Source organism: Mesorhizobium sp. B2-4-17, from assembly GCF_006441275.1.
Classification (GTDB): Bacteria; Pseudomonadota; Alphaproteobacteria; order Rhizobiales; family Rhizobiaceae; genus Mesorhizobium.
Window position 1 is genome coordinate 40,954 of the sequence record NZ_VFUX01000040.1, and the last position, 14,111, is coordinate 55,064.

The following is a 14,111-nucleotide window of genomic DNA, read 5'->3' on the forward strand; positions in this document are numbered from 1 at the left end:
GCCAGCGGGCTAGCTGGCCAGCATATAGGGAGCACGCCATGGACGCCGCGGTCGATGCGAGCACCAGCCAGTTCGAACTCAACGAGGAACAGCGCGCCATCCAGGAGATGGCCCAGGCGTTCGCCACCGATCGCGTCGCGCCGAACGCGCTCGACTGGGACCGCAGGAAACATTTCCCCGCCGATGTGATCCGCGAAACCGGGCCGCTCGGCCTCGGCGGCATCTATATAAGGGACGATGTCGGCGGCTCCGCGCTCGGCCGACTCGATGCCGTGCTGATCTTCGAGGCGCTGTCGCACGCCGACCCGGCCTTTTCGTCCTTCATCTCGATCCACAACATGGTGGCCTCGATGATCGATCGCTTCGGCAATGAGGAGCAGCGCCAGCGCTTCCTGCCCAAGCTGACCTCGATGGAATGGCTGGCGAGCTACTGCCTGACCGAGCCAGGCTCGGGATCGGATGCGGCTGCCCTGAAGACACGCGCGGTAAAGAGCGGCGGCGACTACATCCTCAACGGCGCCAAGCAATTCATCTCCGGCGCCGGCGACAGCGACCTCTATGCCGTCATGGTGCGTACCGGCGCGGACGGGCCAAAGGGCATTTCCACCATCATCGTGCCGAAGGACGCGCCCGGCCTCTCCTTCGGCGCCAACGAGCACAAGATGGGCTGGCACATGCAGTCGACGCGCCAGGTCATCTTCGAGGATTGCAAGGTGCCGGCCGAAAACCTTCTGTCGGGTGAAGGCGCGGGCTTCGGCATCGCCATGGCCGGCCTCGACGGCGGCCGGCTGAACATCGCCGCCTGTTCGCTGGGTGGCGCGCAGTCGGCGCTCGACAAGGCGCTGTCCTACACGGCCGAGCGCAAGGCCTTCGGCTCGAAAATCAATCAGTTCCAGGCTTTGCAGTTCAGGTTGGCCGACATGGAGACAGAACTGCAGGCCGCGCGCATCTTCCTCTATGCCGCCGCCTCCAAACTCGACCGCAAGGCGCCGGACGCCGGCAAATGGTCGGCGATGGCCAAACGCTTCGTCACCGACACCGGTTTCAACGTCGCCAACGATGCGCTGCAACTGCTCGGCGGTTACGGCTATCTGCATGATTATGGCATCGAGAAGCTGGTGCGTGACCTGCGCGTCCACCAGATCCTCGAAGGCACCAACGAGATAATGCGCGTCATCATAGCACGCGCCTTGATCGGAAGGTGAAACTAGGCAGTAGGCAGTAGGCAGAGATGACCGGCAAGATCAATTCGTACAAGGATCTTATCGTGTGGCAGCAGGCCATGGACCTGGCCGTCGCTACCTACTCGTTGACCAAGACGTGGCCAAAAGAAGAATTATATGGGCTCACCAGCCAGATCCGTCGTTCAGCCAACTCCATTCCTGCGAACATCGCGGAAGGGTACGGCCGAGACAATAGAGGCTCTTATCAGCAATTTCTCAGGATTGCCCAAGGCTCCCTGAAAGAGTTCGAGACGCACCTCCAGATCGCCGAACGAATCGGCTTAGCCACGCACGATCAAACAAATCAGATGCTGTTAGCGACCGAGGGCATCGGAAAAATGCTTCGCCAACTTATCATCAAACTTGCACCCGAATAGTCGCCTACTGCCTACTGCCTACTGCCTACTGCCTACTGCCTACTGCCTACTGCCTAAAGGCCTCACCCCAAATCAAGGAGCGCCCCTATGACCACCATCGCCTTCATCGGCCTCGGCAATATGGGCAATCCAATGGCCGCGAACCTGGTCAAGGCAGGGCATACGGTGCATGGCTTCGACCTGGTGACGGAGAGCCTGACCGTCGCGAGGGAACACGGCGTCATCGTCATGGCCAACGCGCCGGCCGCAGTGAAGGACGCCGATGTAGTCATCACTATGCTCCCCGCCGGCAAGCACGTGCTATCGGTCTATGAGGACATCGCCTCCAAGGCAAAAAAAAGCGCGCTGTTCATCGACTCCTCGACGATTGACGTCGATTCGGCACGCAAGGCGCATGCCATCGCGGCGAAACACGGCCTGCTGTCGATCGACGCCCCTGTTTCCGGCGGCACCGGCGGCGCCACCGCCGGCACGCTGACCTTCATGGCCGGGGGCTCCGACGATGCATTCGCCACGGCCGAACCAATCCTCAAGCCGATGGCCGGCCGCATCGTCCATTGCGGCGGCGATGGCGCCGGCCAGGCGGCGAAGATCTGCAACAACATGATCCTCGGCATTTCGATGATCGGTGTCGCCGAGGCCTTCGTGCTGGCGGAAAAGCTCGGCCTGTCGCATCAGGCGCTGTTCGACGTCGCCTCGACCTCTTCAGGCCAGTGCTGGTCGCTGACCACCTATTGCCCGGTGCCCGGCCCGGTGCCCACCTCGCCCGCCAACAAGGATTACAAGCCGGGCTTTGCCGCCGCCCTTATGCTGAAGGACCTGAAACTGTCACAGGAAGCAGCACTTGGCGCGGGCGCGGTGACGCCACTTGGTGCTGAAGCGGCACAACTCTATGCCCTGTTCAACGCCCAGGGGCATGGCGGCGCCGATTTCTCCGGTATAATTAATTTTCTGCGCGGCGCCCCTGCGTAACCAACGGATTTGAAGGGCTTTTTCCTGGTTGGCCCGGCAGGACGGCCGCAAATTTAGATTTGCTTAAGCTCTCGATAACTCCGCGGTAACGATGTCCCTATAAAACGGATTGCGAGGCGGACATATCGCATCCGCCCGGCGCTCCGGATCAGGTCTCGCGTACCGGAGCCCTTCGCCAAGTGTTGAGTAGCGAAACGCCATGCGTATCTGGCAAAGCCGCGTTCCCGACGGAGCGCGGTTTTTGCATTTCCGCCGCGCCCGATCCGGGCTGGAGCCTATATTCCGATCGCGGCGTTCGGGATCGGCACGTGATCTTCATTGGTCAACACGATCGGCGCATCGAAACCGTCCACCCTGATCACGAGCAGGCGCATGCTCCATGTGCCTGCATTGCGAACCAGGTGGGAAAATACGGTCCCTTTACCCTTGGCGCCGTGAACGGGAATGCTGAACTGGGCATCGCCCGCGCCATTCGCATTGACGTTGAGATGTCCGCCGACCCAGAAATTGTCGGTCACATCGTCACCAATGGCGGCTTTCACACGGCTGTCGGCGCGAATGGCATCCATGGTCATGTGATAGGCACCATTACCTTTGAGCATAAACGGGACGCTGCCGACCATCGTCGCGCAGCCGCCTATACTGACCACCCAGACGGCAAGGCCGGCGATTGCCCAGTTGCGCTGCGTCCTGCGGAATTGTTCGGCATCGCGCCAGGTCCTGTTCTGCCAGGCCCAGCGGCTGCCGCGTGCCCCAAGCACGAAGATCATGATGAGGTTGACGACCGGGATCAGCGCCAGCAGCGCGATGAAAGTGTTGTTGCCGATGCCCCAGATCCAGTTGAGGAAAAAGGCGCCCCAATTCCAGCGATCTAGCTCGGCCGGGATTTCGGCTGGCTGATTGAGCGGTTGTGCTGCCATGCTGCCTCCCGTCGGTGCGTATACCGATCGGTTTTAAAGCAACTCCAGGAAAAGTGTGAAACGGTTTTCCGCCCGGAATCGGGCCAACCCGAAAATCAGAGTTCCGCAGCACCCGTTTCAAGCCTTTGACGAAAGCCGGCGAAAATTCGCCTTCACAGCCCGGCTGGCCGGCTTCAGCGCGGCGCTGATCGACCGTTCAGCCGCGACGCCGTTGAGCAGCGACGGTGTCTGGCCGGAAAGAACCTCCGGCCAGAAACGGGACGCCGACTGCAGAAACGACATTTGCGCCGCAACCGCGCCCTCGGCCATTGCGACGGTCTTCTCGCTGACCGCCCTTGCCGTCTCCGCACTCCAGGGCTCGCCGCTCCGGGCCTCCATGGCCATCAGTGGCAGGCGCATCATCGCCACCATCGGCGCCAGCATCAGGCCCGCGCCGATGCTGTTCGCTTCCTGCACGCGTCGACGTCTGGTCTTTCTCATGGAAACCCCCTTCGCGGCCGGATCGACCGCCGCTCACATTACGCGCCAAAGGTGGGATCGTTCCCTGGCCAGGATGGTATCTTCTCGATACCGGGCGTCTCCTTGAAGAAACGCCCGGTCGAGCTTCGCCTACCGCTTGCGCAGATCCGCCTGTGCCAAATCCAGCGCTTTGCCGATACGTTCGCAGGCCATGTCGATCGTATCGCAGGTCCAGATCAGCGGCGGCGACAGGATCATTGTATCGCCGGTGGCGCGCAGCATCATGCCGTTGGCGATTGCATGATCGCGGACCGTCACCGCGGCACTTCCCGACGGCAGGAACCGTTCCTTGGTCCCCTTGTCCTTGACGATCTCGATCGCACCCATCAGTCCGATCGAGCGCACTTCGCCAACCAGGTCATGCCCGGCAATGCGCTCTTGCAGGGCCTTGGCGAAATACGGCCCGGTGTCGTTCCTGACGCGGTCGACCAGGCCTTCCCGTTCGATGATCTCCAGGTTCTTCAACGCCACGGCGCAGGCCACGGGGTGACCCGAATAGGTGTAGCCATGGTTGAACTCGCCCCCCTTCTCGACCAGCGTCGAGGCAATGCGATCGCCGACCAAGAGTGCAGACAGCGGCTGGTAGCCCGAGGTCAACGCCTTTGCCGTGGTGATCGTGTCGGGTTCGATGCCGAAGGTCTGCGCGGCAAACCACTCGCCGGTGCGGCCATAGCCGGTGATGACCTCGTCCAGCATCAACAGCACATCGTATTTGCGGCAGATGCGCTGCACTTCGGGCCAGTAACTGGCCGGCGGGATCTTGACGCCGCCCGCGCCCATCACCGGCTCGCCGATGAAAGCCGCGACCTTGTCGGCGCCGGCCTCGAGGATGGCATCCTCGACCGATTTGGCCGCGCGCAGGCCGAACTCATGGTCGCTCTCCCCCGGCAGCGCCAGTTCGTAGGCATAGGGCATCATCACATGGACGATGTTGGGCACGGCCCCGTTGAGCTGCTTGTGCATGGCATCCATGCCGCCGAGCGAGGTGCCGGCGATGGTCGAGCCGTGATAGGCCATCTTGCGCGAGATGACGCGGTTCTTTTCCGGCTTGCCCTCCAGCGCCCAGTAATGGCGCACAAGACGCAACGCGGTGTCGTTGGCCTCCGAACCGGATGACCCATAGAACACCTGGTTGACGTTGCGTGGCGCGATTTCGGCCAGCTTCTTGGACAACAGCACCGGCGTCGGCGTCGAGCATTTGAAGAAGGAATTGTAGTAAGGCAGTTCCTTCATCTGGGCATAGGCGGCTTCGGCCAGTTCGTCCCGGCCATAGCCGATGTTGACGCACCACAGGCCGGCCATGCCGTCGAGCAGCTCCGCCCCTTCGGAATCGTAAATGAACGGGCCATTGGCATGAGTGATGACGCGCGAGCCGGCCTCGCGCAATTCCCTATGGTCGGTGAAGGGATGCAGGTGATGCGCGGCGTCGATCTGCTGAAGCTGCTTCAGCGAATAATTTTGATAGGTCATGTCTGATCTTTCCTCTGGATTCAATCCGGCTGCGCCGGGGCGAATGCATCAGAGGCAGGCAGGCGGCGAATAGCCGATGCGGGCGCACAGCCGCAAAAGCTCGGCGCGCAGCGTGCGCGGTGACGGTGTCACCGCGACCCTGAATGCGCGAGCCCCAACTGCGCTGACCAATATCCTGACGAGAGCCATGGTCGGCACCTTAGAGCAAAGGCTGGTCGACGTGAACCACCCTTCGCTTGGCCCATGAGGGAATGTGTCTATGGGTTGACGCTCAGCGCCCTCTGCAGGAACACGTATTTCATCGCCGTCTGCGCGGCCTGCGGCCGGCGGTCGCCACGCCCGCCATGTCCGCCCTCGGTTTCCTCGAAGAACAGCGCCTTCGCGTGCCCGGCCTCCTGGAGGCGGGCCGCCATCTTGCGCGCGTGGCCGGGATGAACCCGGTCGTCGGCGGTCGATGTGGTCAAGAGCACCGGCGGATAGGCGGTATCGGCAGTGACATGTTGATAGGGCGAATAGGCGGATAGCCATTTCGCGTCTTCCGGCTTCGACGGATCGCCATACTCTGCCATCCACGAAGCGCCCGGCGGCAATTCGGTGTAGCGCAGCATGTCGAGCAGCGGCACCTCGACGATGACAGCGCCAAACAGTTCCGGGTGCTGCGTCAGGGAAACGCCGGTCAGCAGCCCGCCATTCGAGCCACCCTGGATGCCGAGAGAGGCAGCCGTGGCGATGCCGCGCCTGACGACGTCCTCTGCCACCGCGGCGAAGTCATCGAAGCCGTTCTGGCGCTTGCCCTTCAATGCGGCCTGGTGCCAGGCCGGCCCGAACTCGCCGCCGCCGCGAATACAAGCCTGCACATAGGCGTTGCCCTTCTCCAGCCACAGCCTGCCTCGCACACCGGCATAGCCCGGCAGCAGCGGCACTTCGAAGCCGCCATAGCCGTAGAGCAGCGTCGGCACCGGCCCCTTCTGGTCGCAACGCCGCACGACGAAGTATGGGATCATCGTACCATCCTTCGAGCGCGCCTCGAACTGCTCCGAGATCAGCGGCGAGGCATCGAAACGCGCCGGCTGCGACTTCACCGTCGCAAGCGTCTCACCATCGTCATCGGACCAGATGATTGAACTCGGCGTCAGGAAATCAGTGAAGGAGAAGGACACGCTGGAGCCGAAATGCTCGGCATGGCTGATGCCGACAGTGCCGTTTTCGGGCAGTGCGACGGGCTTCAGCGACCAGGCGCTGTCCTTGCGCTGGCAGACGAGCACCTTGCCACGCACATTGTCCATCAGGCTGATGAACAACCGGTCCTGCGTTCTGGCGAGCCCGGCAATCGACACGCGATATGCCGGCGCCAACAAGGTTTCGATGGCGCCAAAACCGCCGGTTTCGATCCAATGCGCGAAATCGAGCGAATAGAGCCCGTCCGGCTGGCACACCGTGCCGTCCGACGCCGTCCAGGGGGTGCGCACCCCGAATACCAGCTGATCCTTGAAAAGCGCTGTGTCGGTGACGTCGTCGGGCAGCGGAATGCGCCTGTTTTCGCCTGATGGCAGATGCAGGAAACTGTGCGATGCGAAGAAATTGAGCGTTCGCGCCAGGAACAAATGACGTTTCTCGCCGTCGAATTCGACGCCGGCGCCGACGGCGAGGTCCTCGGTCTTTCCCTCGAAGATCGGCGTCGCGTCTTCGAGTTTCGTGCCGCGCTTCCACAGTTTGACCACGCGCGGATAACCGGATTCGGTCTTGTCCGCGTTCTCGAAGGCCGCCGAGACGATGACCGTGTCCTTGTCCAGCCAGCCGAAACCCGACTTGGAAGCCGGCGCACGGAATCCGTCCTCGATGAAGGACTTGGTCTCGATGTCGAACTCGCGCATCTCGCTGGCGTCGCCGCCGTCCGGGGACATCGAGAGCAGGCAGCGGCTGAAGTCCGGATAGAGCCGGCTGGCGCCGCTGAAGACCCATTTGATCCCCTCCTTAGCCGCGAGCTGGTCGAAGTCGATGATCGTTTCCCACTCGGGCTTGTCGGTCTTGTAGGAAGCGACGGTCGTACGGCGCCACAGGCCGAGTGCATTGGTCTTGTCCTGCCAGAAATTATAGACATGGCCGGCAATGGCCGCACCGACAGCGATGTTGTCCTCCGCCGTCATCAGGTCGAGCGCCGTCTGGAACGACGCCTGATAGGATGGATCGCCCTGCAATTCGCCTGTCGTGATCTCGTTCTGGCGGTGCACCCAGTCGAGCGACTGCTTGCTCGTCCTGTCTTCCAGCCAGAGGAAGGGGTCTTCATGAGCGGATTCTGGCTTGGCGATGGGCTTGGTCATGGAATCTCCGATTGCTTCGGCATGCAACATCGACATGCGATCTCCGATATTCAATAGCTGCCGCATATGAGCAGAAGATTCAGGCCCTCCCGCGACTTCGTCCGAACCCGCCACCATCACGCCTTGCCGCTCCGGCGCACGGACGAGCGATAGAGCGCGAAGATGACCAGCATGGCATCAAGCCCTGCGATCACCACGGGCAGGCCCAGCGGGCCGATGCCCTGCATCAGCAGGCCGGCGCCGGGCGGGCCGACAATGCCGCCTACGCCCCACAGCAAGGCGAAAGCCGCATTGCCGGTGACGAGCAGCGTGCCCTTGAAGCGGCTGCCGAGTTCCACCAGCGCCATCGTATAGACGCCATAGCCGACCGCGCCCATCACCAGCAGCACCATCCAGATCAGCGGCGTCGTGATCGTGAGCGGCAGCAGCGCCGCGCAAACCGCCGTCGCCACCGCGCAGGCCAGGATCATGGGGCGGCCGCCGAAGCGTTCCGCGAGCAGGCCAAGCGGGATCTGCAGCAGGATGTTGCCCAGGGACAGCGCCATCACCAGCGCGGCGAGCACGGCTTCCGGCAGGCCATAGCCAGCACCGAACACCGGGACCAGCGCATAGGTGCTTTGCTGGACGGCGGCCGAGACCAGCACGGCCAGCAGCAGCGCCGGCGCCAGCCGGGCAAAACCGGCAAAGCTGCCGGCCGGCTGCCCATCATCCTCGAAACCGGTGAGCTTCGAAGAGACAAGGCGCAGGATGACGGCGCAGAGCACGAAACCGCCAATGCCGACGCTGAAGGGAGCCCAGCCCTGCGTACCGACCAGTGTCAGGGTGAACGGGCCGGCGGCGTAGCCGGCTCCCATCAGCGTGTTGAACACGCCCATCACCCGGCCGCGCCGCGAGGGCGGCGCCAGCGACAGCGCCCACACTTCGCCAAGGATATAGAGCGGGTTGATGACCACGCCGATCAGAAAGCGGATCACGTACCAGGCCACCCAGTTCTGCAGATAGCCGATGGCCAGGAAGCACAGCGCTCCGATCAGCGAGCAGCCGACCGCCAGCGTGCGCGCACCGACCAGGCGGACAGCCGCCGGCACGAATGACGCCGACAGGATCAGCCCGAGCGGCATCGTCGCCGCGGACAGGCCGATCAACCCTGGCGACATGCCTTGCTTCTGCATCAGGAGCGTGAACAGCGGCGAGCTCAACCCCTGCGCGGCGCCGAACATGGCAAGTGCCGCGGTGACGCCGGCGAGCGCTGCCCACTGCGTCCGCGCTTCGCCTTCGCTCGAGCCGGTTGCGACCATGCAGTCAATCCATGTGAAGTGCCGGCTGACCTCCGCGCGGCAGGCGTCATTAGCTACCGGTACGATCGGGGGAAGGAAAGGGCCGGCAAGCGAAATCCGCTTGCGCCAATCGGCCTGTGCGCCCGATCGTGGCCGAGCGGGCCTGGATCGGATGAGCCTGAGATGCGCGGCAGGCCACGCTACGGGAAATAGCGGGCGATCGCGCCCTTCTTGCCGTCGGCGTAAGGCTTCAGCCACTGGTCGTCGATGGAAAGTCCGTCATCGTCCGAAGGCCCCTTGCCGATCGTCCTCCGCCAAGCGCGAAACTTGTAGTGGTCGAACACGTCGAGCATGTGCACCGCGTAGGCGGCCGCGAAGGTCTTGTCGCCTTCGACGATCACAAGGTTCTCGTCATTTTCGTAAGAGGCCTTGTAACCGAGATTGTGGCTGCCGGTGATGACGGTGGCGTTCTCCTCCATCGGATCGATGATGACGATCTTGTCGTGCACGATCGCATGGCCGACGGTCAGCACCTCGGCCTGGAAGTCGCGGGCGATGGTGGCGCCGGTCAGGTTCGCCGCCCGCACGATGGAAACGTTCGGCGCCTCCCAGATCTTTTCCGGATAGACGAAGGGCGCCTTGTCATCCTTGTTCGACTTGTGGGTCACCGGATCCTTGGTCGGCGCGACATAGTTGGGCATGGCGGTTTCGTCGCTTATCGCGCCCTGCACGATCAGCTTCGGATCGGCCTTCGCCGCCGCGACGGCCTGGTCGACGATCGAGTTTTCGCCGAGCAGCGAAGGATTGAACACCAGAAACAACACCGCCCGCTTCGCAGCCTTGATGCGGGCGAAAACATCCTCGAGATCCACCGGCCGCACCGAGATGTCCTTCTTGTTGCGGTCGGGATCGTTCGGCGAAAACCAGATCGTCATGCCGTCCAGCGCCGCCGTGGCGCCGTTCAGCGGGTTTGGCATGTGGTTCTCCTTGCGAAACGGCACGCCTTGCGTCTGTGCCACGCGGCCGGCAGCGCTTTCCGAGGCCGGCGGCGGAAACACGTCGGCCTTCATGCGGTCCCAGTAGGCGTCGAAGATTTCGGCCATTGCAGGATCGTCGCGGATGAAGGCGTTGTTGGACTGCCCGCAAATGCCCGTCGACGTCCAGTTGGTGCTGCCGGTCATCACCGCTTGCGGCTTCCCCTGGGCGTCGCGGTAGACGGCAAACTTGTTGTGGCCGATGTGGTTGTTATTGAAGAGGCGATCCGTCACCACCACGCCCGCGTCGTGCAGGCGCTTCCTGTAGGGCGCGTTGCCGGCGTCCCAGGCCTTGGTCTGGTCGTCCTTGCCCGAATTGGAAAGAATGACCTCCACGACATCCTTCGCGGCGATGATGGCGTCGCACAGCTCGTCGTCGCCAAGCTCGTAAAGCGCGAGCCGGACGGTGCCGCCGTCCGTCTTGGCCCGTTTCAACAGGCTGGTCAGCACGTCGGGCACATCGCCATGCAGGTAGGCGCGTATCTTGCTGGTCGGATCCTGCAGCACCGCCCTGATCTTGTCGCGCTGCCCGACCTTGATGCCGGCTTCCGCCAGTGCATGCGACATCCATTGCGTCGACAGCACGCCATTGGTGAAGGCCACACGCGCCTTGCCGAACATCTGCCCCAGGAAGATCGGTGGGCTGACCGCGCCCTGGCCGAGATAGCCCAGCGGCCGCGCCGGCCCGGTGTAGGCGGGCTTGCCGTCGACGACCTGCTCGGGTCGCACCGGCACTGGATCGAGGCCGGGCTTCATGTCGCCTACCGGGCGCACCCGATAGGCAATCAATTCACCGTCAGGTCTGACGTCGATGCTGTCGCGGCGCCGCCGCACGGTGAGATCGCGCCAGAAGGTCTTCTGCACCGGCCAGACGCCGGTATCCTGGGGAATCCAGTCCTTGTTGCTCTGGCCCTTGAAGGGCACCCAGGACGCCAGGCAACGCTCTTCGCCTGTATCGGGATAGAGGCGCACGATCTCGAAGCCGAGGCAGTCCGGGATCATCCCGTCTATGTCCCAGGAAAGGAACGCGACTTCGTTGTTGGTCGCGGCACGCACCTTGACGACATCAGGCATGGGGCTGTCCCTCCAAAGACGTTCAGCCCGCAAGTATATCAGAAGTAAAAGACGGTACTGTAACGCGCGCGCCGTCGGCATCCATTCACTCGGCCGCGCTCAGCACTTGCTGGCGCGTCATGGTGACAAGGTGAGGTCCCCGCCATGCAACTGCCGTTCCGGCATGTCGCTTCCCTCGCTCTAGTGGTCGCCGCCTCCGCAATGGCCGGACCGCCGCCGGTCCATTATGCCGCCCACTTTCGCATCCTACGAGGCTCCTCATGACCGCCGCCCTTCAACCCGCCGAACCGGCTCCGGCAACCGATCGCGCCCGTCGGGGCGGCCGCGCCGGAAAACGCGCCGGTGGCTCGGCCGCGTTCGAGCAGCCTGCCTTCCGCCAGCTGAAAAACCCGTTGCAGCCGACCAGGCTGGTATCCGAGGACGAGTTGGAATCGATCCACCTCGCCTCCTTGCGCGTGCTCAGGGAAATCGGCGTCGACGTGCTGCACGACGAGGCCCGCCGCATCATGAAGGCGCATGGCGCCGACGTGCGTGAGGGCAGCGAGCGGGTACGCTTCGACAGCGACATGATCCTCGAACTGGTCTCCCATTGTCCGTCCGAATTCACCATCCATGCTCGCAATCCCGCGCACAATGTGCGTTTCGGCGGCAACAATCTGATCATCTCGATGATGGCGTCGGCGCCCAACTGCTCCGACATCGATCGCGGCCGCCGGCCCGGCAACCAGCAGGACTACCGCAATTTCCTGCGCCTGGCGCAGATGCACAACATCTTGAACTGTACCGGCGGCTATCCGGTCGAGCCGACCGACATCCATCCGTCGGTCCGTCACCTCGAATGCGTCCGCGACCTCGCCACGCTCACCGACAAGGTGTTCCACATCTATTCGCTGGGCAAGGAGCGCAATGTGGACGGCATCGAGATCACTCGCATCGCGCGCGGCATCAGCCGCGAGCAATTGATGGCGGAGCCGTCGGTATTCACCATTATCAACACCAATTCGCCGCTCAAGCTCGACGTGCCGATGATGGAAGGCATCATCCAGATGTCGAGCATGGGCCAGGTCGTCATCGTCACGCCGTTCACGCTTTCGGGCGCCATGGCCCCGGTCACCATCGCCGGCGCGCTGGTGCAGCAGAACGCCGAGGCGCTGTCCGGCATCGCTTTTGCCCAGATGGTGAAGAAGGGCGCACCGGTCGGCTATGGCGGCTTCACCTCCAATGTCGACATGAAGTCCGGTTCACCTGCCTTCGGCACGCCCGAATACATGAAGGCGCAACTCGTCGGCGGTCAGCTTGCACGCCGCTACAAGATCCCCTACCGCACCTCGAACACCTGCGCTGCAAACACGGTCGACGCGCAGGCGGCCTATGAGAGCGTGTTCTCGCTGTGGGGCGCGGTCCAGGGCGGCGGCAACCTGATGATGCATGCGGCCGGTTGGCTCGAGGGCGGCCTGCGCTGCTCCTACGAGAAGACCATTCTGGACATCGACCTGCTGCAGATGGTGGCCGAGTTCCTGACGCCGCTCGATCTGTCGGAAGAAGCGCTGGGCTTCGACGCCATCCAGTCGGTCGGCCCGGGCGGCCACTTCTTCGGCACCCAGCACACCCAGGATCGCTACAAGACCGCCTTCTATTCGCCGATCCTGTCGGACTGGCGCAATTTCGAGACCTGGGCTGAAGCCGGATCGCCGACAGCGATGGAAAAAGCCAACAAGGTGTGGAAGGAACGTCTGGCCTCCTACGACGAGCCCTACATGGATCCAGCCATCCGCGAGGAGCTCAACGCCTTCGTCGCGAAGCGCACGGCCGAAGGCGGCGCGCCGACGGACTTCTGACCAATGTTGTTGACGAACGGTCGACCCCCACTCCGTCGAGCTGCGCTCGACACCTCTCCCCCGATCGACGGGGGAGAGGAAGGGTGCGCGGCGATTCCAGCCGGCGCCTTTCCTCTCCCTCCGGAGGGGGGAGAGGTGGCGCCGCGAAGCGGCGACGGAGTGGGGGAAGCCATCCTTGCCGCGCTTGACGGCAAGCTGACCGAAAACATCGCCGTATCCGATTTGCGCTTTGTTTTCACGCCCTGCTCTCTCGATTAAATCTCTTCAAAGATGGACCTATCTTCATGAAATCCCATGTAAAAGCGGTTGTTATTGGCGGCGGCGTCGTCGGCTGCTCGGTTCTTTATCATCTGGCCAAGGCCGGCTGGACCGACATCATGCTGATCGAGCGTTCGGAGCTGACCTCCGGCTCGTCCTGGCACGCGGCGGGCGGCTTCCATACGCTCAACGGCGATCCCAACGTCGCCAAGCTGCAGGCCTATACGGTCCAGCTCTACAAGGAGATCGAGGAAATATCCGGCCAGTCCTGTTCGCTGCACCTGACCGGCGGCGTGATGATGGCCGACACGCCCGAGCGCATGGATTTCCTGCGGCTCGCCCATGCCAAGGGCCGCTATCTCGGCATGGATACCGAACTGATCACCCCGTCCGAAGCCAAGGCGATGTTCCCGCTGATGGACGAGACGAATTTCGTCGGCGCCATGTGGGACCCGGTCGAAGGCCATCTCGATCCCTCGGGCACCACCATCGCCTACTCCAAGGCGGCCAAGAAACTCGGCGCCGAGATCGTGCTGCGCAACCGCGTCGTCGACCTGACTCAGCAGCCGGACGGCACCTGGAACGTCGTCACCGAACAGGGCACGGTCCATGCCGAGCATGTCGTCAACTGCGGCGGCCTGTGGGCGCGCGAGATCGGGCGCATGGTCGGCGTCGAACTGCCGGTGCTGGCCATGGAGCACATGTACCTGCTCACCGAGCCGATGCCGGAGGTCGAGGAGTTCAACAAGTCGACCGGCCGCGAGATGATCGGCGTGCTCGACTTCAAGGGCGAGATCTACACCCGCCAGGAGAGCAACGGCATCCAGA

General features: G+C 63.2%; 12 protein-coding genes. 5 read left to right on the forward strand and 7 right to left on the reverse strand.

Annotated elements, in window-relative coordinates; genetic code table 11:
- The first annotated feature begins 38 nt into the window (after positions 1-38).
- The 3 genes from FJ548_RS25950 (at position 39) to mmsB (ending at position 2,572) form a co-directional block, all read left to right on the forward strand.
- A complete protein-coding gene (locus FJ548_RS25950) occupies positions 39-1,205 on the forward strand; it encodes an isobutyryl-CoA dehydrogenase (RefSeq protein WP_140779372.1) in 1,167 nt (388 codons plus the stop codon).
- A gap of 26 nt (positions 1,206-1,231) precedes the next feature.
- Positions 1,232-1,600 carry a four helix bundle protein gene (locus FJ548_RS25955; protein ID WP_140607621.1) on the forward strand — a complete coding sequence of 123 codons (369 nt, stop codon included), beginning with the start codon at positions 1,232-1,234 and terminating at the stop codon, positions 1,598-1,600.
- A gap of 87 nt (positions 1,601-1,687) precedes the next feature.
- Positions 1,688-2,572 (forward strand): 3-hydroxyisobutyrate dehydrogenase, encoded by an 885-nt coding sequence (mmsB, locus tag FJ548_RS25960; RefSeq protein ID WP_140779373.1) that lies wholly within the window; start codon positions 1,688-1,690, stop codon positions 2,570-2,572.
- Between the two features lie 275 nt (positions 2,573-2,847).
- Here mmsB and FJ548_RS25970 read toward each other — a convergent pair whose 3' ends face one another.
- The 7 genes from FJ548_RS25970 to FJ548_RS26000 form a co-directional block, all read right to left on the reverse strand.
- Complete coding sequence (locus FJ548_RS25970; RefSeq protein WP_140607623.1) at positions 2,848-3,492, reverse strand: cytochrome c oxidase assembly factor Coa1 family protein; 645 nt, start codon at positions 3,490-3,492, stop codon at positions 2,848-2,850.
- Between the two features lie 117 nt (positions 3,493-3,609).
- On the reverse strand, positions 3,610-3,972 hold the full coding sequence (locus FJ548_RS25975) for a hypothetical protein (protein ID WP_140607624.1): 363 nt from the start codon (positions 3,970-3,972) through the stop codon (positions 3,610-3,612).
- A 129-nt stretch (positions 3,973-4,101) separates the two neighbouring features.
- Positions 4,102-5,481 carry an aspartate aminotransferase family protein gene (locus tag FJ548_RS25980; protein WP_140779374.1) on the reverse strand — a complete coding sequence of 460 codons (1,380 nt, stop codon included), beginning with the start codon at positions 5,479-5,481 and terminating at the stop codon, positions 4,102-4,104.
- Positions 5,482-5,529: 48 nt separating this feature from the next.
- Positions 5,530-5,670 (reverse strand): capsid protein, encoded by a 141-nt coding sequence (locus FJ548_RS25985; protein WP_140607626.1) that lies wholly within the window; start codon positions 5,668-5,670, stop codon positions 5,530-5,532.
- A 68-nt stretch (positions 5,671-5,738) separates the two neighbouring features.
- Complete coding sequence (locus tag FJ548_RS25990; RefSeq protein WP_140779375.1) at positions 5,739-7,802, reverse strand: prolyl oligopeptidase family protein; 2,064 nt, start codon at positions 7,800-7,802, stop codon at positions 5,739-5,741.
- Between the two features lie 116 nt (positions 7,803-7,918).
- Positions 7,919-9,100 carry an MFS transporter gene (locus FJ548_RS25995; protein ID WP_140779376.1) on the reverse strand — a complete coding sequence of 394 codons (1,182 nt, stop codon included), beginning with the start codon at positions 9,098-9,100 and terminating at the stop codon, positions 7,919-7,921.
- Between the two features lie 179 nt (positions 9,101-9,279).
- A complete protein-coding gene (locus tag FJ548_RS26000) occupies positions 9,280-11,187 on the reverse strand; it encodes a phospholipase D-like domain-containing protein (protein WP_140779377.1) in 1,908 nt (635 codons plus the stop codon).
- A 260-nt stretch (positions 11,188-11,447) separates the two neighbouring features.
- Here FJ548_RS26000 and FJ548_RS26005 point away from each other — a divergent pair, with 260 nt between their 5' ends.
- Both FJ548_RS26005 and FJ548_RS26015 read left to right on the forward strand, forming a co-directional pair.
- Positions 11,448-13,025: a trimethylamine methyltransferase family protein gene (locus tag FJ548_RS26005; protein WP_140607630.1), complete on the forward strand. Its 1,578-nt coding sequence runs from the start codon at positions 11,448-11,450 to the stop codon at positions 13,023-13,025.
- Between the two features lie 284 nt (positions 13,026-13,309).
- A partial coding sequence (locus tag FJ548_RS26015) for an FAD-binding oxidoreductase (protein ID WP_140779379.1) occupies positions 13,310-14,111 on the forward strand: 802 nt, incomplete at its 3' end.

What these genes read in the sequence shown, in the direction of transcription:
- FJ548_RS25995 (WP_140779376.1), bottom strand. Translation starts at nt 9,100, where the DNA reads ATGGTCGCAACCGGCTCGAGCGAAGGCGAAGCGCGGACGCAGTGGGCA.
- FJ548_RS25990 (WP_140779375.1), bottom strand. Translation starts at nt 7,802, where the DNA reads ATGACCAAGCCCATCGCCAAGCCAGAATCCGCTCATGAAGACCCCTTC.
- FJ548_RS25950 (WP_140779372.1), top strand. Translation starts at nt 39, where the DNA reads ATGGACGCCGCGGTCGATGCGAGCACCAGCCAGTTCGAACTCAACGAG.
- FJ548_RS26005 (WP_140607630.1), top strand. Translation starts at nt 11,448, where the DNA reads ATGACCGCCGCCCTTCAACCCGCCGAACCGGCTCCGGCAACCGATCGC.
- FJ548_RS25975 (WP_140607624.1), bottom strand. Translation starts at nt 3,972, where the DNA reads ATGAGAAAGACCAGACGTCGACGCGTGCAGGAAGCGAACAGCATCGGC.
- FJ548_RS25970 (WP_140607623.1), bottom strand. Translation starts at nt 3,492, where the DNA reads ATGGCAGCACAACCGCTCAATCAGCCAGCCGAAATCCCGGCCGAGCTA.
- FJ548_RS25955 (WP_140607621.1), top strand. Translation starts at nt 1,232, where the DNA reads ATGACCGGCAAGATCAATTCGTACAAGGATCTTATCGTGTGGCAGCAG.
- mmsB (WP_140779373.1), top strand. Translation starts at nt 1,688, where the DNA reads ATGACCACCATCGCCTTCATCGGCCTCGGCAATATGGGCAATCCAATG.
- FJ548_RS25985 (WP_140607626.1), bottom strand. Translation starts at nt 5,670, where the DNA reads ATGGCTCTCGTCAGGATATTGGTCAGCGCAGTTGGGGCTCGCGCATTC.
- FJ548_RS25980 (WP_140779374.1), bottom strand. Translation starts at nt 5,481, where the DNA reads ATGACCTATCAAAATTATTCGCTGAAGCAGCTTCAGCAGATCGACGCC.
- FJ548_RS26000 (WP_140779377.1), bottom strand. Translation starts at nt 11,187, where the DNA reads ATGCCTGATGTCGTCAAGGTGCGTGCCGCGACCAACAACGAAGTCGCG.